The sequence below is a fragment of the Geodermatophilus sp. DSM 44513 genome (genome assembly GCF_032460525.1).
Lineage (GTDB): Bacteria > Actinomycetota > Actinomycetes > Mycobacteriales > Geodermatophilaceae > Geodermatophilus.
Window position 1 is genome coordinate 2,793,517 of the sequence record NZ_CP135963.1, and the last position, 20,587, is coordinate 2,814,103.

At 76.9% G+C, this 20,587-nt stretch carries 20 protein-coding genes; 12 read left to right on the top strand and 8 right to left on the bottom strand.

Annotated elements, in window-relative coordinates:
* Positions 1 to 71: 71 nt before the first annotated feature.
* Positions 72 to 1,112 (top strand): YihY/virulence factor BrkB family protein, encoded by a 1,041-nt coding sequence (locus tag RTG05_RS13500; RefSeq protein ID WP_166529083.1) that lies wholly within the window; start codon positions 72 to 74, stop codon positions 1,110 to 1,112.
* Here RTG05_RS13500 and RTG05_RS13505 read toward each other — a convergent pair.
* Positions 1,102 to 1,332 (bottom strand): DUF3039 domain-containing protein, encoded by a 231-nt coding sequence (locus RTG05_RS13505; protein WP_166529084.1) that lies wholly within the window; start codon positions 1,330 to 1,332, stop codon positions 1,102 to 1,104. The genes RTG05_RS13500 and RTG05_RS13505 overlap by 11 nt on opposite strands.
* 77 nt (positions 1,333 to 1,409) lie before the next feature.
* On the opposite strand from RTG05_RS13505, the gene RTG05_RS13510 reads away from it, so the two are divergent.
* Both RTG05_RS13510 and RTG05_RS13515 read left to right on the top strand, forming a co-directional pair.
* A complete protein-coding gene (locus RTG05_RS13510; protein WP_208104942.1) occupies positions 1,410 to 2,354 on the top strand; it encodes a pseudouridine-5'-phosphate glycosidase in 945 nt (314 codons plus the stop codon).
* A gap of 11 nt (positions 2,355 to 2,365) precedes the next feature.
* Positions 2,366 to 3,232: a carbohydrate kinase family protein gene (locus RTG05_RS13515; RefSeq protein WP_315911871.1), complete on the top strand. Its 867-nt coding sequence runs from the start codon at positions 2,366 to 2,368 to the stop codon at positions 3,230 to 3,232.
* Between the two features lie 113 nt (positions 3,233 to 3,345).
* Here the strand turns inward: RTG05_RS13515 and RTG05_RS13520 are convergent, their stop codons facing one another.
* Both RTG05_RS13520 and RTG05_RS13525 read right to left on the bottom strand, forming a co-directional pair.
* Positions 3,346 to 3,687 (bottom strand): DUF3099 domain-containing protein, encoded by a 342-nt coding sequence (locus tag RTG05_RS13520; protein WP_166529086.1) that lies wholly within the window; start codon positions 3,685 to 3,687, stop codon positions 3,346 to 3,348.
* A gap of 161 nt (positions 3,688 to 3,848) precedes the next feature.
* Positions 3,849 to 4,433 carry an HhH-GPD-type base excision DNA repair protein gene (locus RTG05_RS13525; protein ID WP_166529087.1) on the bottom strand — a complete coding sequence of 195 codons (585 nt, stop codon included), beginning with the start codon at positions 4,431 to 4,433 and terminating at the stop codon, positions 3,849 to 3,851.
* Between the two features lie 110 nt (positions 4,434 to 4,543).
* Here RTG05_RS13525 and dtd point away from each other — a divergent pair, with 110 nt between their 5' ends.
* Together dtd and sigB are read left to right on the top strand one after the other, a co-directional pair.
* On the top strand, positions 4,544 to 4,975 hold the full coding sequence (gene dtd / locus RTG05_RS13530; protein ID WP_166529088.1) for a D-aminoacyl-tRNA deacylase: 432 nt from the start codon (positions 4,544 to 4,546) through the stop codon (positions 4,973 to 4,975).
* A gap of 253 nt (positions 4,976 to 5,228) precedes the next feature.
* Positions 5,229 to 6,212, top strand: coding sequence for an RNA polymerase sigma factor SigB (gene sigB / locus RTG05_RS13535; protein WP_166529089.1), 984 nt, complete (start codon positions 5,229 to 5,231; stop codon positions 6,210 to 6,212).
* A gap of 169 nt (positions 6,213 to 6,381) precedes the next feature.
* Here sigB and RTG05_RS13540 read toward each other — a convergent pair whose 3' ends face one another.
* Both RTG05_RS13540 and RTG05_RS13545 read right to left on the bottom strand, forming a co-directional pair.
* Entirely contained in the window at positions 6,382 to 9,015 is a 2,634-nt protein-coding gene (locus RTG05_RS13540) for a bifunctional acetate--CoA ligase family protein/GNAT family N-acetyltransferase (RefSeq protein WP_315911872.1), read from the bottom strand.
* Between the two features lie 112 nt (positions 9,016 to 9,127).
* Complete coding sequence (locus tag RTG05_RS13545; RefSeq protein WP_166529090.1) at positions 9,128 to 10,309, bottom strand: acetoin utilization protein AcuC; 1,182 nt, start codon at positions 10,307 to 10,309, stop codon at positions 9,128 to 9,130.
* Between the two features lie 140 nt (positions 10,310 to 10,449).
* Here RTG05_RS13545 and RTG05_RS13550 point away from each other — a divergent pair, with 140 nt between their 5' ends.
* The gene (locus RTG05_RS13550) at positions 10,450 to 11,157 is read left to right on the top strand and encodes an iron-dependent transcriptional repressor DtxR (RefSeq protein ID WP_166529091.1); all 708 of its coding nucleotides are present in this window, start codon (positions 10,450 to 10,452) and stop codon (positions 11,155 to 11,157) included.
* A gap of 31 nt (positions 11,158 to 11,188) precedes the next feature.
* Positions 11,189 to 13,261, top strand: a complete 2,073-nt coding sequence (locus RTG05_RS13555) for a S9 family peptidase (protein WP_315911873.1) — start codon at positions 11,189 to 11,191, stop codon at positions 13,259 to 13,261.
* Between the two features lie 7 nt (positions 13,262 to 13,268).
* On the opposite strand, the gene RTG05_RS13560 is transcribed toward RTG05_RS13555, so the two are convergent.
* From RTG05_RS13560 to RTG05_RS13570, 3 genes are all read right to left on the bottom strand, one after another.
* Complete coding sequence (locus RTG05_RS13560; protein WP_166529093.1) at positions 13,269 to 14,339, bottom strand: DUF4192 domain-containing protein; 1,071 nt, start codon at positions 14,337 to 14,339, stop codon at positions 13,269 to 13,271.
* Positions 14,340 to 14,473: 134 nt separating this feature from the next.
* A complete protein-coding gene (locus tag RTG05_RS13565; RefSeq protein ID WP_166529094.1) occupies positions 14,474 to 15,241 on the bottom strand; it encodes a hypothetical protein in 768 nt (255 codons plus the stop codon).
* Between the two features lie 67 nt (positions 15,242 to 15,308).
* On the bottom strand, positions 15,309 to 15,602 hold the full coding sequence (locus RTG05_RS13570) for a Dabb family protein (protein ID WP_166529095.1): 294 nt from the start codon (positions 15,600 to 15,602) through the stop codon (positions 15,309 to 15,311).
* Between the two features lie 87 nt (positions 15,603 to 15,689).
* Here RTG05_RS13570 and RTG05_RS13575 point away from each other — a divergent pair, with 87 nt between their 5' ends.
* Genes RTG05_RS13575 through RTG05_RS13595 form a run of 5 tightly spaced genes read left to right on the top strand, consistent with a single transcriptional unit; the run spans position 15,690 to position 20,538 of the window.
* Complete coding sequence (locus RTG05_RS13575) at positions 15,690 to 16,943, top strand: glycosyltransferase family 4 protein (RefSeq protein ID WP_208104943.1); 1,254 nt, start codon at positions 15,690 to 15,692, stop codon at positions 16,941 to 16,943.
* Positions 16,937 to 17,689 carry a class I SAM-dependent methyltransferase gene (locus RTG05_RS13580; protein ID WP_166529096.1) on the top strand — a complete coding sequence of 251 codons (753 nt, stop codon included), beginning with the start codon at positions 16,937 to 16,939 and terminating at the stop codon, positions 17,687 to 17,689. The genes RTG05_RS13575 and RTG05_RS13580 overlap by 7 nt, the downstream gene beginning before the upstream one ends.
* Positions 17,690 to 17,708: 19 nt before the next feature.
* A complete protein-coding gene (locus tag RTG05_RS13585) occupies positions 17,709 to 18,770 on the top strand; it encodes a prenyltransferase (protein WP_315911874.1) in 1,062 nt (353 codons plus the stop codon).
* Entirely contained in the window at positions 18,767 to 19,606 is an 840-nt protein-coding gene (locus tag RTG05_RS13590) for a glycosyltransferase family 2 protein (RefSeq protein ID WP_166529097.1), read from the top strand. The genes RTG05_RS13585 and RTG05_RS13590 overlap by 4 nt, the downstream gene beginning before the upstream one ends.
* A complete protein-coding gene (locus RTG05_RS13595; RefSeq protein ID WP_166529098.1) occupies positions 19,603 to 20,538 on the top strand; it encodes a glycosyltransferase family 2 protein in 936 nt (311 codons plus the stop codon). The genes RTG05_RS13590 and RTG05_RS13595 overlap by 4 nt, the downstream gene beginning before the upstream one ends.
* Positions 20,539 to 20,587 lie beyond the last annotated feature (49 nt).

Here is a 20,587-nt window from a genome sequence, read left to right on the forward strand (position 1 = left end):
ACGGGCGACGGTGTGGCGGCGCCCGTCCGGTCCGGGGCTCGGTCGGCCACCGGGGCGTGCACACTGGGCCGGTGTCCACCGTCCTGCCCGGCGGCCGACCGGCCGGTGGCGGGCACCCCGAGGACGGCGACGCCCCCGCGGCTGCCACCGCCGCCGGTGCCACCGCCGCCCGACCGGACGCCGGGGGAGCCCGCCGGGGGCGGCTGGACTCCTGGCCGGCCGCCCTGCGCGTCCCGCTGCAGGTGCTCGGACGCACGGTCGCCAAGGCCTGGCAGGACCGCATCCTCGGACTGTCGGCGGAGGCGGCGTTCTGGCAGATCCTGTCGGTGCCCCCGCTGCTGATCGGGCTGCTCGGCTCGCTCGGGTACCTGGGCACGTTGATCGGGGACGCCGCGGTGGCCCAGATCGAGGAGCAGCTGGTCCGGGCCTCCAGCGAGGTGCTCACCCCGGGGGTGGTCGCCTCGCTCGTCCAGCCGACGCTGGACGACATCCTGGGCTCGGGGCGGCTGGACCTGGTCAGCGTGGGCTTCCTGGTGTCCCTGTGGGCCGGCTCGTCGGCCACGGCGACCTTCATGAACACCGTGGTCATCGCCTACGACCAGCGCGACGTGCGCGGCCCGATCCGCACCCGGCTCATGGCGCTGTGGCTGTTCGTCGTCGGCCTGGTGCTGGCGGTGCTCACCCTCCCGCTGCTGGTGCTGGGCCGTGGGGTGCTGGTCTCGCTGCTGCCGGTCGACTGGCGGGCCACGGCGACCGTCCTGGTCGACGCGGTCTACTGGCCGCTGGTGATCGTCGGGCTGCTGCTGGCGCTGACCAGCTTCTACCACGTGGTGCTGCCGCGACGGCTGCCCTGGCACCGGCACCTGCCGGGCACCGTGCTCGCGGTCGCGTTCTTCGTGGTCACCGCGCTGGCCACCCGGACCTACGTGGCCGACATCCTCACCACCACGCTGCCCTACGGGGCGCTGGCCACCCCGATCGCCGCGCTGCTGTTCTGCTTCTTCTTCGGGATGTCGGTGCTGCTGGGCGCCGAGCTCAACGCCACCGTGCAGGCCCGCTGGCCGACGCCGCTGAACGGGCACCGGCCCCGCGGCGACCGGCCTACTTCCTGAGCTGCTCGTAGACCTCCTTGCAGGCCGGGCACACCGGGCTGCCGGGCTTCGGGCTCTTGGTCACCGGGAACACCTCGCCGCACAGGGCCTCGACCATCGTGCCCATGACCGCACTCTCGGCGATCTTGTTCTTGCGCACGTAGTGGAAGACCTCGTTGGCGTTGCCGGTGTCGCCCTCGCGGACGTCGGGCTTCTCGAGGAGGTCGGTGCTGCTGCTCACGCGGTGCTCCCTCGGGTCGGGGACGGGTCGCGGAGGCGCCCGGCAGGCGCGGCTCCGCCGGCCCCCATGATGGCAGGGTGCAGCAGCCCCGCCCCGATCCGCCCGCCGGCGCACCCCCGATCGTGCACTCCCCCGAGGTCGGCGACGCCCTGGCCGCCGGGCGGCCGGTGGTGGCGCTGGAGAGCACGCTGCTCGCCCACGGGCTGCCCCGGCCGGACAACCGCGGCGCGGCCGACACGGTGGAGGCGGCCGTGCGCGCCGGCGGGGCGGTGCCGGCGACCGTCGCCGTCCTGGACGGGGCGGCGCACGTCGGGCTGACCGCCGGACAGCTGGACCGGGTCTGCGCGGACCCGGAGCTGGCCAAGCTCGCCGTCCGCGACCTGCCGGTCGCCCTGGCGCTGGGCCGCAGCGGGGCGACCACGGTGTCGAGCACCGCGCTGCTGGCCGCCGCCGCGGGCATCGGCGTGTTCGCCACCGGGGGCCTCGGCGGGGTGCACCGCGAGGCGGCCGACACCTTCGACGAGTCCGCGGACCTCACCACGCTGTCGCGCACCCCGCTGCTGGTGGTCTGCGCGGGGGTGAAGTCGATCCTCGACGTCCCGGCGACGCTGGAGCGGCTGGAGTCCCTGTCGGTGACCGTGGTCGGCTACCGGACGACGACCTTCCCCGGCTTCTACGTGGCCGACTCCGGCGCCACGCTCGACTGGGCGGTGTCCTCACCGGAGGAGGCCGCCGCCGTGCTCGCCGCCCGCCGCGGGCTGTCCCCCGGCGGCGTGGTGGTGGCCAACCCGCTGCCCCCCGACGAGCAGCTGGACCCCGCGCTGCACGACCGGGTGATCGCCGACGCGCTGGCCGCGGCGGACGACGCCGGGGTGCGTGGCAAGGCGGTCACCCCGTTCGTGCTCGACCACCTGCACCGGGTCAGCGAGGGCGCGACGCTGGCGGTCAACGTGCGGTTGGTGCTGCGCAACGCCGAGCTGGCCGGCCGGATCGCCGTCGCCCTCGCCGTCCCGGGTCGCTGACCGTGCGGGAGGTGCTGGTCGTCGGCGACCTGGCCACCGACGTCGTCGTGCTGCTCGACGGCGACCCCGCACCGGGGTCGGACCGCCCTGCCGTCATCCGCTCCCGCGGGGGCGGTGCCGGTGCGAACGTCGCGGTCCACCTGGCCGCACTCGGCGTGCCGGTCACCCTCGCCGGCTGCGTCGGGGACGACGCCGCGGGCGCCGCCCTGACCGGCGAGCTGGCCGCGGCGGGGGTGACACCGGCGGTGCGCACCGTGCCGGGCGCGGCCACCGGGACGATCGTCAGCCTGGTGGAGCCCGGCGGTCAGCGCAGCATGCTGGCCGACCGGGGCGCCAACCTGGCGCTGGCCGCCAGCGACGTCCCGCGGCCGGCGCGCGGCGGGCACCTGCACGTGTCCGGCTACACCCTCTTCGCGCCGGGTCCGCGCGCCGCGGCGCTGGCCGCGCTGGCCGCCGCGCGGGCGGCCGGGTGCACCGTCTCGGTGGACCCGGCGTCCACCGGGCCGCTGGCCGCCCACGGCGTCGAGCGGTGGCTGGCCGACACCGCCGCGGCGACGCTGGTGCTGCCCAACGCCGACGAGGCGCGGCTGCTCACCGGCTGCGCCGACCCGGCCGCCGCCGCGCGGGCGCTCGCCGCGCGCCACCCGGTCGCCGTCGTGACGCTGGGTGCCGACGGCGCGCTGTGGGCCGACGCCGGGCGGGTGGTGCACCGCCCGGCGCACCCGGTGGCGGTCGTGGACACCACCGGCGCCGGGGACGCGTTCACCGCCGGGCTGCTGTCGGCCTGGCTGGCGGCACCGGACGGCGACCCGGCCGCCGCCCTGGACGCCGGCCTCGCGCAGGCCGCCACCGTGGTCACCCACCCCGGGGCGAGGTGAGCTGCTGGAACGGCCCCGGTGACCCGCTGGAACGGCCCCGGTGACCTGCTGGAACGGCCACCCTTCAGGGGCCCGCGCCGAGCCTGCGAGGCGTGGGGGGAAGGGTGGTCCTCTCAGTGCTCGATGACGCGCCCGGGGCGGGACGGGTTCTCCAGGATGCGGTCCGGTCGCGGCGCGGTGTAGCGGTGGGCGTCGAGCTTCTTCTTCGGCGGCCGGTCGTTGGCCATCATGACCGCCACCCAGGGCAGGACGGTGCCGAGTACGGCGAAGGCGATCGCCAGCCACAGGGTCTGGTAGAAGACCGCCGCCAGGATGAGGCTGATGCTGCGGACCAGCATCGTGATGACGTACCGCCGCTTCCGGGCGTTGTGCTGGTCGGCCAGGCTCGGTGCCGCCTCGGTGATGAGCACCGGCTCCGGTCGGTGGGCACGCGCGGGCTGCTGGCTCGAGGCCACGGGCTTCCTCCCCTCCGCCGTCCCCCGTGGGGACCGGCGGATCACCTCCGCGGGCTGCGGTGCCCGGCGTCCCGACGGCGCCCGAGTCCCCGTCAGCCCGGGGTTCGCGGCCCATGGTGCCACTCCACCGAGGGCCGTGCAGGCACCCCTGCGTTGCCCCCTCAGGAGGGGACGGCGGCCCTGGCCGCCCGCTTGGCCTCCTGCTTCCCGGCCCGCACCTCGGCCAGCGACTCCGGGCCGGTGACGTCGGCGACCGACCGCCGGGACCCCTCCTGGCCGTAGTCGCCGGCGGCCTCCCGCCAGCCGGGCGGGGTGACGCCGTACTGCTTGCCGAGCAGCGCGACGAGGATCCGCGCCTTCTGCTCGCCGAAGCCGGGCAGCTCGCGGACCCGCCGCAGCAGCGTCGCGCCGTCCGGCACGCCGGCCCACAGCCCCTCGGCCCGGCCGTCGTGGCGGTCGACCAGCAGCCGGCAGAGCGCCTGCGTGCGGGCGGCCATCGAGCCCGGGTAGCGGTGGACCGCCGGGGGACCCCGGAACCAGGTCACCACCTGCCCGGGGTCGGCGTCGGCGAGCCCGGCCGCCGACAGGGTGTCCACGCCCATCCGGTCGGCCAGCAGACGGGGCCCGGCGAAGGCCCGCTCCATGGGGAACTGCTGGTCCAGGAGCATCCCGAGCAGCAGGGCCAGCGGGTCGCGGCCGAGCAGGTCGTCGGCCGCCGGGTCCTGGGCGATGCGCAGCTGGGGCACCCGGGGAGTGTGCCGCACGGCGCCCGCGGCGGAGCGGCCCGCGCGGGCGGCCCACCGGGTCGGGTGAGGGGCGGGCGGGTCCGCGGCCGGCCGGACCGCAGGATGTCCCGGTGCGCGCGGTGGTGAGCAGGGTGGCGACGGCCTCGGTGACCGTGGACGGCGCGGTCGTCGGGGAGGTCGGCCCGGGGCTGCTGGCGCTGGTCGGCGTCGGCCGCGTGGACGACGCCGAGCGGGCCCGGGCGCTGGCGCGCAAGGTGCACGAGCTGCGGGTCTTCCCCACCGACGACGGCGCCCGCTCCGTGGGCGACCTGGGCCTGCCGGTGCTGGTCGTCAGCCAGTTCACCCTCTACGCCGACACGCGGAAGGGCCGCCGTCCCTCCTGGGCCGACGCCGCCCCCGGCGAGGTGGCCGAGCCGCTGGTCGACGAGGTGGTCGCCGAGCTGCGCCGACGCGGCAGCGAGGTGGCCACGGGCGTCTTCGGGGCCCGCATGCTGGTGTCGTCGGTCAACGAGGGCCCGATGACCCTGCTGCTGGAGGTCTGAGCGCTGGGTGGTGTGGGTACAGCGACGTGACACGACACACGTCCTGTGCATCTGCTGTGAAACGGGGTCCCGTGGAACACCGGACCCCGTCAACGCCGTTGGACCGGGCGTACCACAAGGACAGATCGAGCGGGGGCTCGCCGGCTGACCCCGAGCCGGCCGAGCGACCAGACCCCCGACGCCCCGGGGCACACCGTCGCCGACGACGGCGCGCGGTGTGCATCCGATCCGAAGGCAAGGACGAAGACAGATCGTGACGCTGCTGCAGTCTTCCACCACCGACGCCCTCGAGGTGCGCTCCCCGCGCCGCGAGCCGGACACCAGCGGCCTGGTGTCCACCGACCTCGTCCGGGTGTACCTCAACACCATCGGCAAGACCGCGCTGCTGACCGCCGAGCAGGAGGTCGAGCTCTCCAAGCGCATCGAGGCCGGCCTGTACGCCGAGCGGCTGCTCACCGAGCGGCAGCTCACCCCCGCCCTGCAGCGGGACTACAAGGCGCTGGCCGCCGACGGCAAGGCCGCCAAGCGGCACCTGCTGGAGGCCAACCTGCGCCTGGTCGTCTCGGTGGCCAAGCGCTACACCGGCCACGGCATGACGTTCCTGGACCTCATCCAGGAGGGCAACGTCGGCCTGATCCGGGCGGTCGAGAAGTTCGACTACACCAAGGGCTTCAAGTTCTCCACCTACGCGACGTGGTGGATCCGCCAGGCCATCACCCGCGCCATGGCCGACTCCGGCCGCACCATCCGGCTGCCCGTGCACCTCGCCGAGCAGGTCAACAAGGTGGTGCGCACCCGGCGCCGGATCCACCAGGAGCTGGAGCGCGAGCCCACCGCCGAGGAGCTCGGCCTGGAGCTCGACATGACCCCGGAGCGGATCACCGAGCTGCTGGAGTACTCCCGCGACCTGGTGAGCCTGGACCAGACGGTGGGCGCCGACGAGGAGTCCCGCCTCGGTGACTTCATCGAGGACGCCGACGCCGCGGTCGCCGAGGACGCCGTGGCCTTCCAGATGATGAAGGGCGACGTGCGCACCGTGCTCTCCACGCTGGAGGACCGGGAGCGCGACGTGGTCGTGCTGCGCTTCGGCCTGGACGGCGGCCAGCCGCGCACGCTGGAGCAGATCGGCAAGCAGTTCGGCCTGTCCCGCGAGCGGGTCCGCCAGATCGAGCGCGAGACCATGGCCAAGCTGCGCGCGCCCGAGCGCGCCGAGGCCCTGCGCGACTACCTGGCCTGACGTCCTCCGCCGCGAGCCGGGCCCCCGACGGGGGCCCGGCTCGCGGCGTTCGTGGGGTGACCACGGCGACCTCCTGACCGGAGCCGCTGCGCGGGCAACGCTGCCGCGGCGCGGGGGTCCTTCCGGGCTCCTGGCCGCGGTGCGGTCCGGAGGACCGCGATGTCACGGGTCACATCGGGCTGCGCAGCCGGCGGGGGCCGGGGTCGACGCGGGCGGTGGGCGGGCCGACCCGGGCCGCGGCGCCGGCCACGACCAGGGACCGGCCGCCGTGCCAGGGGTCCGGCGGCCCGACGATGACCGGCTCCATGCCGAGCTGCAGCACCTCGGGCAGGTCGTCGGCCAGCCGGGCCACGCGCAGCAGCAGGTCCTCCAGCGCGGCGACGTCGACCGGCTCGGAGCCGCGGTAGCCGTCCAGCAACGGCCAGGCCCGCGGGGCGCGCACCAGCTCGGCGGCGTCCCGGTCCGTGAGCGGGAGCGTGCGGTACGCGCGGTCGCCGAGCAGGTCGGTGGCCACGCCACCGAGCCCGAAGCTGACCAGCGCGCCGAAGGACGGGTCGTCGACGATCTCCACGACGGTGGCCACGCCCGGCGCGGCCATCTCCTGCACGATCACCGGGTCGCCCGAGGGGATGGCCGCGAACGCCGCCCGCACCGCCTCGGCGTCGCCGAGGTCCAGCCGCACCCCGCCCAGGTCGGAGCGGTGCCGCAGCCACGGCGCGGTGGACTTGAGCACCACCGGGTAGCCGACCTCCTCGGCCGCCTGCACCGCCGCCTCGGCGTCGGTGACCGTGCGGGTGCCCAGCAGCGGGATGCCGTAGGCGGCCAGCAGCGCGATGACCTCCTCGTCGGTCAGCGCCCGCCCGCCCGGGTCCCCGGCCAGCGCGGCCAGGACGACGTCCCGCCCGGCCTGCTCGTCCACGCCGTCGAGCTCCGGCACCTCGCCGACCGGACGGCGCCGCCAGGCCGCGTACTGCACCATCCGCGCCAGGGCGATCACGGCGCGCTCGGGGGTGGAGAACGACGGCACCGAACCGCGGGCCGGCGTCCCGTCCTCCCCGGGGACGGCGAGCTCGACCGGCACCCCCTCGCTGGACAGGAACGTGGCGACCACCGGCTTGTCCGCGCCGGTGGCCACGTCGCGCAGCGCCCGGCCGTACTCGGCCGCGCCCCGGCTCACCGGCGGCAGGAACACCGCGACCACGGCGTCCACCGTGTCGTCGTCGACCGCGCCCTGCAGCGCGGCCCGGAACCGCTCGGCCGAGCCGTCGGCGCCGATGTCCGTGGGCGCCTCGTGGGCCAGCCGCATGCCCTGCTCGAGGACGGCGTCGCTGACCAGCCAGCCCATGGCGGTGGAGTTGCCGACCACCGCGACCCGGTCGCCGGCGGGCAGCGGCTGGTGGGCCAGCAGCGTGCCGACGTCGAACAGCTGCGCCAGGGTCTCCACCCGGATGACGCCCGCGGAGGCGAACAGCGCGGCGACCGACTCCTCGGGCACCGCAACGGACGTGCCGGCCAGCCCCTCGGTCATCCGCACGTGCCGGCCGCTCTTCACCGCGACCACCGGCTTGGTGCGGCCCACCCGGCGGGCCAGCCGGGCGAACTTGCGCGGGTTGCCGAAGCTCTCCAGGTGCAGCAGCACCACCTCGGTGCCCGGGTCGGTCGCCCAGTACTGCAGCATGTCGTTGCCGCTGACGTCGGCGCGGTTGCCGGCCGACACGAAGCTGGACAGGCCGATGTTGCGGTTGCGGGCCTGCCCGAGCAGCGCCGAGCCCAGCGCGCCGGACTGGGCGAAGAAGCCGACCCGCCCGCGGCCGGGCACCCGCGGGGCCAGGCTGGCGTTCAGCCGCACCGCCGGGTCGGTGTTGACGATGCCCAGGCAGTTGGGCCCCACCACCCGCATGCCCGACGCGCGCGCCGCGGCGACCAGCTCCCGCTCGCGGACCCGGCCCTCCGGGCCGGACTCGCCGAACCCGCCGGAGATCACCACCAGGCCGTGCACCCGCTTGCGCCGGCAGGCCTCCACGACACCGGCCACCTCGTCGGCGGGCACGGCCAGCACGGCCAGGTCGACGTCGTCGGGGACGTCCTCGATGCCCGCGTAGGCCGGCACCCCGCGCACGTGCCGGGTGCCGGGGTTGACCGGGTAGACCGGGCCCTCGAAGCCCAGGTCGAGCAGGTGCCGCAGGACGGCGTTGCCGATCTTGCCGTCGTCGTTGCTGGCGCCCACCACGGCGACCGACGAGGGGGTGAGCAGCCGGGCGATCGACCGGGACTCGCTGCGCTGCTCGCGCTCGTAGGCGACCTGCAGGGCGGTCTCGGTCGGTGCGATCGGGAAGGTGAGGTGGACGACGCCCTCCTCGTAGGAGCGTTTCGGGGTGTACCCGGCGTCCAGGAAGACCCGCACCATCCGGTTGTTCTGCGCCAGCACCTCCGCGACGAAGGTGGTGATGCCACGCTCGCGGGCGGCGGCGGCCAGGTGCTCCAGCAGCACCGAGCCCAGCCCGCGGCCCTGGTGGGCGTCCTCGACGAGGAAGGCGACCTCGGCGTCGTCGGTGCCCGGGTAGCGGTCGTAGCGGCCGACGCCGACCACCTGGTCGCCGAGGACGAGGACGAAGGCCACCCGCGCGTCGTGGTCGACGTGGGTGAAGCGGTACAGGTCCCGGTCCGACAGCCGCTTCATCGGCCCGAAGAACCGGTAGTAGCGGGTCTGGTCGGAGCTGCGGTCCATCAGCCCGACGAGGCGATCGGCGTCCTCCGGGCGGATGGGGCGCAGGTGCAGCGTGCCGCCGTCGGCGGCGACCACGTCGGCCTCCCAGTGCGCCGGCGGCTGCGGCGCCGGCGACGTGCTGGAACGGCCCTCCTCCAGGGCCCCGTCGCGAGCGTCAGCGAGGGGCGGGGGGGAGGAGGGTCCTTCCTCAGTCACGGGGGTCGTCCGGGTCCAGGCCGAAGTAGGGGAACACCGCGGTGCGGGTGCGTGCGATGGCGCGGTCGACGCGGGACTCCGTCGTCGGGTCCCAGTGGGCGAAGCCGGTGTAGCCGCCCTCGGTCATGTGGGTGGGCGGGCGGGTGCGCAGGCCGCGGCGCACGACGTCGGCCCGCCAGGACTCCGGGATCTCGGTGGCCGGGTCCAGCCGGGCGCCGGCGGCCTCGGCGATGAGGTGCGTCCAGGCGCGGGGGACGCAGCGCACCAGGCCGTACCCGCCGCCGCCGAGCGCGATCCAGCGGCCGTCGCAGATCTCGTGCGCCAGGTCGTGCACCGCCCGGTAGCTCGCCCGCTGCCCGTCGATGGTGAGCCCGAGGTCGGCCAGCGGGTCCTCGTGGTGGGCGTCGCAGCCGCACTGGGTCACCAGCACCTCCGGGCGGAACGCGCGCAGCACGCTGGGGACGACGGCGGAGAAGGCCCGCAGCCACCCGGAGTCGTCGGTGCCGTTGGGCAGTGCCAGGTTCACCGCGCTGCCCAGCGCCTGCTCGGGGTCGCCGCACTCCTCGGGGAAGCCGGTGCCGGGGAACAGCGTCAGCGGGGTCTGGTGGACGCTGACGGTGAGCACCCGCGGGTCGTCGTAGAACAGCGTCTGCACGCCGTCGCCGTGGTGCACGTCGAGGTCGACGTAGGCGACCCGCTGGCGGCCGTGGTCCAGCAGCCACCGGATGGCCACCGCGGCGTCGTTGAAGACGCAGAAGCCCGACGCGCGGTCGCGCATCGCGTGGTGCAGCCCGCCGGAGATGTTGACCGCGTGCTGCGTGCGGCCGGTGTGCACCCGCTCGGCGGCCAGCACGCTGCCCCCGGTGATCAGCGCGGCCGCGTCGTACATGCCCTCGAAGACGGGGTTGTCGGCGGTGCCGAGGCCGTACCCGACGCCGGGGTCGGCCGGGGCGCGCCGGACCGCGTCCAGGTAGGCCGGGTCGTGCACCCGGGTCAGCAGGTCGGCGCCGGCCGGCGCCGGCTCGACCACCTCCAGCCGGTCGGTGGCCAGGACGCCGAGGCTGTCGGCCAGCCGCATGGTGAGGTCCAGCCGCACCGGGTGCAGGGGGTGGTCGCCGCCCATCGTGTAGCCGAGCAGCGCGTCGTCCCAGACGACCGCGACCGAGTCACTCACGGCACACTCCTGACGCTGACGGCGCTGTCGCCGGGGACGCTACCGCCGGCGCCGCTGGGGCGTGCCGGCGAGCGCGGCCTCGCGTGCCCCGGCGCGGTCGCTCTCCCCCGATACCATCGGGCACGACACGGAGGAGAGCTGTGAACGACCTCATCGACACCACCGAGATGTACCTCCGGACGATCTTCGAGCTGGAGGAGGAGGGCATCGTTCCCCTCCGCGCGCGGATCGCCGAGCGGCTGCACCAGAGCGGCCCGACGGTCAGCCAGACGGTCGCCCGCATGGAGCGCGACGGCCTGCTCACCGTCGAGGGCGACCGGCACCTGCAGCTGTCGGAGTCCGGCCGGCAGCTGGCCACCGCGGTGATGCGCAAGCACCGGCTGGCCGAGTGCCTGCTCGTCGACGTCATCGGCCTGGACTACGCCGACGTGCACGAGGAGGCGTGCCGCTGGGAGCACGTCATGAGCGAGGCCGTGGAGCGCAAGCTGCTCACCCTGCTCGGCAACCCGACCGTGTCCCCGTTCGGCAACCCGATCCCGGGGCTGGACGCCCTCGGCGGGGAGACCTCCGCGGTGCTGGACTCCCTGACCCTGCTGTCGACCACGGCCACGCCCGAGGGGCGCCGGGTGGAGATCAGGCGGATCAGCGAGCAGCTGCAGGAGGACAGCGAGCGGATGCGGCAGCTCGCCGCCCAGGGCCTGCGGCCCGGCATGACCGCCGTCGCGCAGCTCACCGCCGGGTCGATCAGCCTGGACGGCGCCGTGCTGCCGGCCGGGGTCGCCCAGCACGTGTTCGTCAGCGCCCTCGACGAGGAGCTCGCCCCCGTGGAGGCGGCCCCCCTGCGCTGAGGGAGGGCCCCCGGCTCCTACGGTGGGCGGGGTGAGCGAGCCGACCGGCGCCGAGACCGCCGCCCCCGCCGACCCCTTCGCCGACCTCGCCGCCTTCGTCGCGCTCCCCCGGGTCGGCGGGCTGGCCCTGTCGCCGGACGGGCGGCGGCTGGCCGTCGGGGTGCAGACGCTGGACCCCGAGGGCAAGACGTGGCAGTCCGCGCTGTGGGAGGTCGACCCGCAGGGGCGGCGCCCGGCCCGGCGGCTCACCCGCGGCGCGCGCGGTGAGTCCGCGCCGGTGTGGGCGCCCGACGGGTCGCTGCTGTTCACCTCCGCCCGTCCCGACCCCTCGGCCACGGGCGACGACGAGGAGCCGAAGCCCGCGCTGTGGGCGCTGCCCGCCGACGGCGGCGAGGCCCGCCCAGTGCTCGCCCACCCCGGCGGGATCGGCGGGGTGGCCGTCGCCGCGGACACCGGCGACGTGGTCGTCACCGCCTCGGCCGTGCCGGGTGCCGCCGACGCCGAGGACGACGCGGCGCGGCGCAAGCGGCGCACCGACGCCGGGGTGACCGCGATCCTGCACGAGGCCTACCCGGTGCGGTACTGGGACAGCGACCTGGGGCCGGCCACCCCGCACGTGTTCTGGGCCGGCGCGCTGCCGGCCGACCCCGCCGCCGGTGGGGAGCGACCCGCCGTCGCGCTGCGCGACCTCACGCCGGACGCCGTCCCGCCCGCGGGCGCCGGCGGCGACCTGGACCTGTCCCCCGACGGGCGCGCCCTGGTGCGGGTGGAGTCCGTGCCCGACGGCCCCGCCGGCCGGCGCGAGCGGGTGGTCCTGCTCGACACCGCGACCGGTCAGGCCCGCGTACTGGTCGACGACCCGGCCGCCGACGTGCACTCGCCCCGCTTCGCCCCCGACGGGAGCGCCGTCATCTGCGTACGGGAGTCGACGTCGACCTGGGAGGAGCCGCCGGACTACACCCTGCTGCACGTCGACGTCGCGAGCGGGGAGACCCGCGACCTCACCGCCGGCTTCGACCGCTGGCCGTCGGCGCCGCAGTTCGGCGCCGACGCGACGACGGTGTACTTCCTCGCCGACGACGGCGGCCGGCACGCGCTGTTCCGCGTGCCCGTGGCCGGCGGCGACCCGGTGCGGATGACCACCGACGGCGCCTACAGCGACCTGCAGGTGGCCCGCGACGGCAGCGCCCTGTACGCGCTGCGCTCGGCCTACGACGAGCCCCCGACGCCGGTGCGGCTGGACCCGGAGGCGACCGGCCAGCACCCCGGGCCGCTGCTGTCCCCCGCGCCGGCGTCGGCGCTGCCCGGCACGCTGCACGAGGTCGAGGCCACCGCCGCCGACGGCATCCCGGTGCACTCCTGGCTGGTGCTGCCGGAGGGCGCGTCGGCGGAGCAGCCGGCGCCGCTGCTGCTGTGGGTGCACGGTGGGCCGCTGATGAGCTGGAACGCCTGGTCGTGGCGCTGGTGCCCGTGGGTGATGGCGGCGCGGGGCTACGCCGTCCTGCTGCCGGACCCGGCGCTGTCGCAGGGCTACGGGCAGGACTTCGTCCGCCGCGGCTGGGGCGAGTGGGGCGGAGCGCCCTACACCGACCTGATGGCGGCCGTGGACGCCGCCGTGGCGCGCCCGGAGGTCGACGGGTCGCGCACCGCCGCGATGGGCGGCTCCTTCGGCGGCTACATGGCCAACTGGATCGCCACCCGGACCGACCGGTTCGCCGCGATCGTCACCCACGCCAGCCTGTGGGACCTGGACTCGTTCGTGGGCACCACCGACGCGGCCTACTACTGGGAGAAGGAGTGGGGCGACCCGGTGCAGCGGCCGGAGCGCTACGAGGCGAACTCGCCGCACCGCGCCGCCGACGCCATCCGGACGCCGGTGCTGGTCATCCACGGCGACCGGGACTACCGGGTGCCGATCGGTGAGGCGCTGCGCCTGTGGTACGACCTGCAGAAGCGCGGCGTGCCCTCCCGGTTCCTGTACTTCCCCGACGAGAACCACTGGGTGCTGCACCCCGGCAACCACCGCGTCTGGTACGACACGGTGCTGGCCTTCCTGGCCGAGCACGTGCACGGCGAGCAGTGGCGGCGCCCCGAGCTGCTGTGAGGGCGGCTCACCCGGCGGCCCACAGCGCGTCGGGGTCGGCGGTCACCGTCGTGACGAGGGTGCGCAGCTCGCGCGGCGGCAGGCAGGCGGCCAGCCCCTCGGCGAGCAGCTGCGCCAGCCGGTAGGTGGGGCGGCTGTCCAGCGCCCGCTGCAGTGCGACACCGGCCATCGCGCCGTCCCCACGCAGCCACGCGCTCACCGCGAGCAGCGTGGCCGGGGCGGCGTCCAGCGGAGCGGGGGCGCGACGGGTGCACTCGGTCCACAGCAGCTCGGCGGCCGGCGCGTCCTCCCCCAGGGCCAGGCCGAGCGCCCGGTCACGCACCCGGACGTCGGCCAGCGCCCACAGCACCCCGGCGACCTGGCGGTCCGGGAGCCGGCTCCCGCCCGGCCCGCAGCGGCGCAGCGCCGCCAGCAGCGCGTCCCACGAACGGCGGGCCTCGGCGTCCGGGTCCTCGCGGGCGGCGTGGGCGCGGCGGTCCACCAGCCGCCAGGTGACCGCCTCCATCGCGGCCCGCGCCGCGCCGTCGACCGGGGCGATCCGCCCCTCGAGCTCCCCGCGGTCGCGGGCGACCACCTGGCCGGCCGCCACCGAGGCGGCCGCGAGCGCGGGCACGCCGCCGGGCAGCGCCGTGCCGGCGCCGGGGACGCAGCACGGCTCCGGGCAGTCGTAGGACCACCAGCGGCCGCCGCGCAGGAGCAGGGCGTCCCGCACCGGGATGCCCTCGTCGGCCAGGGCGGCGACGACGTCGTGCACCACCCCGCGGTGCGGCAGCCCGGCGCGCGGGTCGCCGCCGGGCCGGCGGTCGTGCTCGTCCGGCGACGCGGTGACGACGGCGACCACGACGCCGGCCGGGTCCTCGGTGGCCACCCGGCGGGCCAGGTCGCGCGCGACCTCGGGTGAGGTCGCGCGGTCGGGCAGGTCGGCGCGGGCGGTGAGGCACACCCGGTTGCCGGTGTCCCCGCCGAGCGCGACCACGACCACGGACTCCTGCGGGTGGAAGCCGATCAGGTACGGCAGCGCGCTGAGGACGTCGGCGGGCTCGGAGAGGCGCACCAGAGGTGGCGTGGGGTCGTCCATGCCGCGACCCTGGCGCCCGCCGGGCCTCCGGCAGCCACCGTCACGGGATCTGTGGACCGGCCGGGCGGCTGTGGACGCCCACCCCGGCCGGCCTCCAGGGGCCCGTCCCCAGGAGGCGAGGCGTGGGGGGTCTCCTACCGCGCCGCGGTGACGGCCTGCTCGAGCAGCGCGGTGAACGCCGCGCGGTCCGGCGGGGTCCCGGTGCGGTCGCCGGTGGCCAGCACGAGCACCCGGTCCCCGTCGCGCACCAGCCCGACCAGGCCGGCAGCGGTGACCGGCGCACCGTCCGGCCCGGTGGCGGTGACGCCGACCGCGACGCCCACCGCGTCCTCACCGAGGTCGGGGACCTCGACGGTGGCCAGGTCGACCGTCGCGGTGCCGTGCCCGGGAGCGCTCACCTGCACCTGCGGGCACCGCCCGACCAGCGCGGGGACCTCGCCGACCAGCCCGGCGGCCGGGCCGGCGACGGCGAGCAGCTCGGCGGTGTACGTGCTGCCGGAGACGGCGACCTGCGCGGCGAGGTCGTCGGCGGCGGGGCCCTCCGCGGCAGGTGGCTGGACCATCGGCAGCACCCGCAGTGCGGCGGCGCAGGCCTCCGGGGTGACCTGCACGTCCGCCGGCAACCCGGCCGGGAGCAGCGCCCCCCGGGACAGCAGCTGCTCGCCGCTGACCGGGAGCACCCGGGCACCGGGCCCGAAGGCGTCCGCCGGCAGCAGGCCGGCGGCCAGGTCGGCGGCGGCGGGCGTCGCGGCCGACACCTCGACCGACGGCGACGGCGACGGCGAGCCGGTGGCCGCGGCCTCCCGGACGTCGGCGCCGGACGCGCAGCCGGTCAGCACCGCACCGGCGAGCAGTCCGGAGGCGACGAGCGTGGTCCGGCGGGCACGGTGGAGTCGCTGCATGCCACCGACGGTAACCCCGCCGTCGCGCTCGGGCCCGCAGCCGGACGGGCGGCAGGCCCGCCCCCTGCTAGACCTCGTACTGGACGGCGGTGCGCGCGGCGAGGACCGGGGTGACGTGGTCGGCGATCACCTGCAGGTGCACCGGGTCCTCCGCGTAGCGCCGCCAGGCCTCGACGTCCGGGAAGTCGGCGACCAGCGCGGTGTGCGCGTTGCCCGGGCGCAGCCCGGCGTCCGGGCCGACGGCGAAGGCGGTCATCCCACCGACCTCCTCGGGCAGCCGGCGCAGGGCGGCCAGGGTCTGCTCCCGGCGCTCCTCGTCGGCGTCGTCGGACCAGGTGAACAGGACGACGTGGCGCAGCACGGCCGCGATCCTGTCAGGCGCCCCGGCCCAGCGCAGCCCAGGGCTCTCGCACGGCGCGGTGCCGGCTCCTGGCTAGAGTCGCCGGCCATGGGACGGCCGCTGCGCATCGCACTGCTGTCCTACCGGAGCAAGCCGCACAGCGGCGGGCAGGGCGTCTACGTGCGGGCCCTGTCCCGCGAGCTCACCGCGCTGGGCCACGCGGTCACCGTGGTCAGCGGGCAGCCCTACCCCGAGCTGGACGACGGCGTGCCGCTGACCCGGCTGCCCAGCCTGGACCTCTACCGGGAGCCCGACCCGTTCCGCACCCCGCGGCCGTCGGAGTTCCGCGACCGCACCGACCTGCTCGAGTGGGCGACGATGTGCACCGCGGGCTTCCCGGAGCCGCGGACGTTCAGCCTGCGCGCGGCCCGGCTGCTGCTCCCCCGCGCCGCCGAGGTCGACGTGGTGCACGACAACCAGAGCCTGGGGTCGGGCCTGCTGCGGCTGGTGCGCGCAGGGATCCCGACCGTGGCCACCGTGCACCACCCGGTCGCCGTCGACCGGGACCTGGAGCTGGCCGCCGCCCCGTCGGCGCGCCGGCGGCTGACGCTGCGCCGCTGGTACGGCTTCACCCGCATGCAGGCCCGCGTGGCCCCGCAGCTGCACGGCATCACCACGGTGTCGGAGAGCTCCCGACGCGACATCGAGACCCGCCTCGGCGTCCCGGCCGGGCGCGTCCGCGTCGTCCCGGTGGGCATCGACCCCGCCGTCTTCAGCCCCCCGCCGCCCGGCCGGCCCCGCGACCCGGACTCGGTCGTGGTCACCACCAGCGCCGACGTGCCGCTCAAGGGGCTGGTCCACCTGCTGGAGGCGGTGGCCAAGCTGCGCACCGAGCGGCCGGTGCGGCTCACCGTCGTCGGCACCGCGCGGCCCGGCGGGCCGGCCGAGGCGGCGCTGGACCGGCTGGCCCTGCGCGGCGCCGTCCGGTTCACCGGCGCGCTGCCGGAGGCCGACCTGGTCCGGCTGCTGCAGTCGGCCGCCGCCGTGGCCGTCCCGTCCCTGTACGAGGGGTTCTCGCTGCCCGCGGTGGAGGCCATGGCCTGCGGCACCGCCCTGGTCACCACCGACGCCGGCGCGCTGCCGGAGGTGGTGGGCACCCAGGCGGGGCTGCGCACCCGCGCGGGGGACGTCGACGAGCTCACCGCGGCGCTGCGGCTGGTGCTGGAGAACCCCGCGCTGGCCGAGCAGCTGGGCCGGGCCGGGCGGCGCCGGGCGCTGGCCTCCTACACCTGGCGCTCGACCGCGGAGCGGACGGCGGAGTGGTACCGCGAGGTGCTGGGACGGACGCGCGGCCGGTGCTGACGGTGGACTACGACCGGCTCGACGTGCGGCCGGGCACGACCGTCCTGGACCTCGGCTGCGGCGAGGGCCGGCACGCTTTCGAGGCCCTCCGGCGCGGCGCCCGGGTGCTCGCCCTCGACCGGGGCGCGGAGGAGGTGGCGACGACGAAGCGCTGGCTGGGCGCGATCGCGGCGGCCGGGGAGGCCCGGGCGGGCGCGCGCTCCGCGGTGGTGCGCGGCGACCTGCTGGCGCTGCCCCTCCCCGACGCCAGCGTCGACCGGGTGATCGCCGCGGAGGTGCTCGAGCACGTCCCGGACGACGCGACCGCGATCGCCGAGATCGCCCGCGTGCTGCGGCCCGGCGGCACCGTGGCGGTCACCGTGCCGCGGTACGGGCCCGAGCGGGTGTGCTGGGCGCTGTCGGACGCCTACCACGCCAACGAGGGCGGGCACGTGCGCATCTACCGGGGCCACGCGCTGCGGGCGCGGCTGTCCGACGCCGGGCTGGTGCCGGGCGCCCAGCACCACGCGCACGCGCTGCACGCGCCGTACTGGTGGCTGAGGTGCGCCGTCGGCGTGGACCGCGAGCCGGCCGCCGTGCGCGCCTACCACCGGCTGCTGGTCTGGGACCTGACCCGCCGCCCGTGGCCGACCCGGGTCGCGGAGCGGCTGCTGGACCCGGTGCTCGGCAAGAGCCTGGTGGTCTACGCCGACAAGCCCGCCGTCCCGGTCCCCGTCGCGGCCGAACCGGAGCGGACCGCTGTCTGAGCTGCCCGAGCTGCCCGGCGTGCTCAGCGCCGGCCAGGTGCGCGCGACGGTGGCCGCGATCGCCGCCGAGCAGTCCGCCGACGGCGCGCTGCCCTGGTTCCGCGGCGGGCAGCTGGACCCGTGGGACATGGTGGAGGCCGCCATGGCCCTCGACGTGGGCGGCGAGCACGCCCGGGCCCGCGCGGCCTACCGCTGGCTGGCCCGCCGGCAGCGGCCGGACGGGTCGTGGGCGGCGGAGTACCGGGACGGCGCCGAGGTGTCCCCGGGCGCGGCGGAGAGCAACCACGCCGGCTACCTCGCCGTCGGCGTCTGGCACGGCTGGCTGTGCACCGGCGACGCGGAGCTCGTCACCGGGCTCTGGCCGGCCGTGCGGCGCGGCCTGGACCTGGTCACCCGCATGCAGCTGCCCGGCGGCGCGGTCGGCTGGGCGCTGCGCCCGGACGGCACCGCGGACGACACCGCGCTGCTCACCGGCAACGCCAGCCTGTTCCAGGCGCTGCGCTGCGGCGTGGCCCTGGCCGGCCTGACCGGGGAGCCGCAGCCGGACTGGGAGCTGGCCCTCACCGGGCTGGGCACCGCGCTGCGCACCCGGCCGGAGGCGTTCGCCGACCGGTCGCGGTACGCCATGGACTGGTACTACCCGGTGCTCGGCGGGGCGGTCACGGGTGCGGCGGCCGACGCCCGGCTGGCCGCGGACCGGGACCGGTTCGTCGTCCCCGGGCTGGGCGTCCGCTGCGTCGCCGACCGGCCGTGGGTGACCGGCGCGGAGACCTGCGAGCTGGCGCTGGCGCTGGCCGCCGCAGGCCGGCCGGACGCCGCCCTGGAGCAGGTCGCGGCGGTGCAGCACCTGCGGGCGGACGACGGCTCGTACTGGACCGGCTACGTCTGGCCCGACGACGCCCGCTGGCCGGTGGAGCGCACGACGTGGACCGCGGCCGCCGTCGTCCTCGCCGCCGACGCGCTCTCCGGTGCCACCGGCGCGTCGGGCCTGTTCACCGACCCGGGGGCGCTGCCGGGCACGCAGAGTTCACCGGAGACGGCGGGTTGGCTGCCCGGCGGCGCGGGCACCGGGGTGCCGTGAGCGCCCCCGACCTCGCCGTCGTCGTCATGAGCCGGAACCGCCGCGAGGACCTGCTGGCCACCCTCCCCCGCCACGAGGCGCCGGTGGTGCTGGTCGACAACGCCTCGACCGACGGCACCGTGGCGGCGGTGCGCGCGGCCCTGCCGGAGGTCACCGTGCTCCCGTTGGAGCGCAACGTCGGCTCGCACGCCCGCACGCTCGGCGTCGAGCGCGCCGGCACCGAGTTCGTCGCCTTCGCCGACGACGACTCCTGGTGGGCACCGGGCGACCTGGCCCGCGCGGTGCAGGTCATGCGCGCCCACCCGCGGCTGGCGGTGCTGAACGCGCGCATCCTGGTCGGCCCCGAGGAGCGGCTGGACTCCTTCTGCGCGGAGCTGGCCCGCAGCCCGCTGGGCACCCCGGAGGACCTGCCCGGGCCGGCGCTGATGGGCTTCATCGCCTGCGGGGCGATGGTGCGCACCGCGGCCTTCCTCGCCGTCGGCGGCTTCGACCCCGTCGTCCGCTTCCCCGGCGAGGAGGAGCGGCTGTCGCTGGACCTGGCCGCCGCCGGCTGGGGCATCGCCTACGTCGACTCCGTCACCGTGCACCACCACCCCTCGACGAAGCGGTCCGCCCCGGAGGTGCGGCGGACGGCGATCTGGCGCAGCCGGCTGCTGACCGCCGTCATGCGGCGGCCCTGGCCGGAGGTCGGACGGCTGGCGCTGACCGCGCTGCGCACCGGTCCGGAGCGGCGGGGCCTGCTGCGCGCGCTGCCCGAGGTGCCGTCCGCGCTGCGCCGCCGCCGGGTCGTGCCGGAGCGGGTGCGCGCGGACCTGCGCGTGCTGGCGTCGTCGTGACGGCGACCCAGCCCCGCCGGCAGGAGACGGGCACCGGCCGCGACCCGCGGGTGTCGGTCGTGGTCATCACCCACCAGCGGCGCGAGGAGGTGCTCGGCGCGCTGTCCCGGCTGGTGACGCTGCCCGAGCAGCCGCACGTCGTCGTCGTGGACAACGGCTCCACGGACGGGACGGCGGCCGCGATCGCCGAGCGCTTCCCGCAGGTGGAGCTGGTCGCCAGCCCGGACAACCTCGGGGCGGTCGGCCGCAACGTGGGCGTGGCCCGGGTGGACACCCCCTACGTGGCCTTCTGCGACGACGACACCTGGTGGGACCCGGGCTCGCTGCGCACCGCCGCGGACGTGCTGGACGCCCACCCGCGGCTCGCGGTGGTGACCGCCCGGATCCTCGTCGAGCCCGGCGGCCGCGAGGACCCGATCGTGCCCGAGCTGCGGGACTCCCCCGTGCGCGGCGCGGACTGGCTGCCCGGCCCGGCGCTGGGCTCCTTCCTCGCCGGGGCCTCGGTGCTGCGGCGGGCCGCGTTCACCGAGGTCGGTGGCTTCTGCGCGCGGCTGTGGCTGGGCGGCGAGGAGGAGCTGATGGCCGGCGACCTGGCCGCCGCCGGGTGGGAGCTGTGCTACCTGCCGGCACTCACCGTGCACCACCGGGCGTCGAGGGTCCGCGACTCCCACCGGCGGCGCCGCGACGGCATCCGCAACACCCTGTGGACGACGTGGCTGCGCCGCCCGGTCCGACCCGCGCTGCGCCGCACCGGGCACCTGCTGGCCACCCTGCCCCGCGACCGGGTGACCGCGCAGGGGCTGCTGGCCGCCGTCCGCGGGGTCCCCTGGGTGCTGCGCGAGCGGCGGGTGCTGCCCGCCCACGCCGAGGCCCGCTTCGCCGCGCTGGAGCACGCCCAGCGCACCTCGACCGCACGCCGCTACGTCAGCTGAGAGAGGACCCCCTCGCCCCCCACCGCTCGCGAGCTCGCAGCGGGCCCCT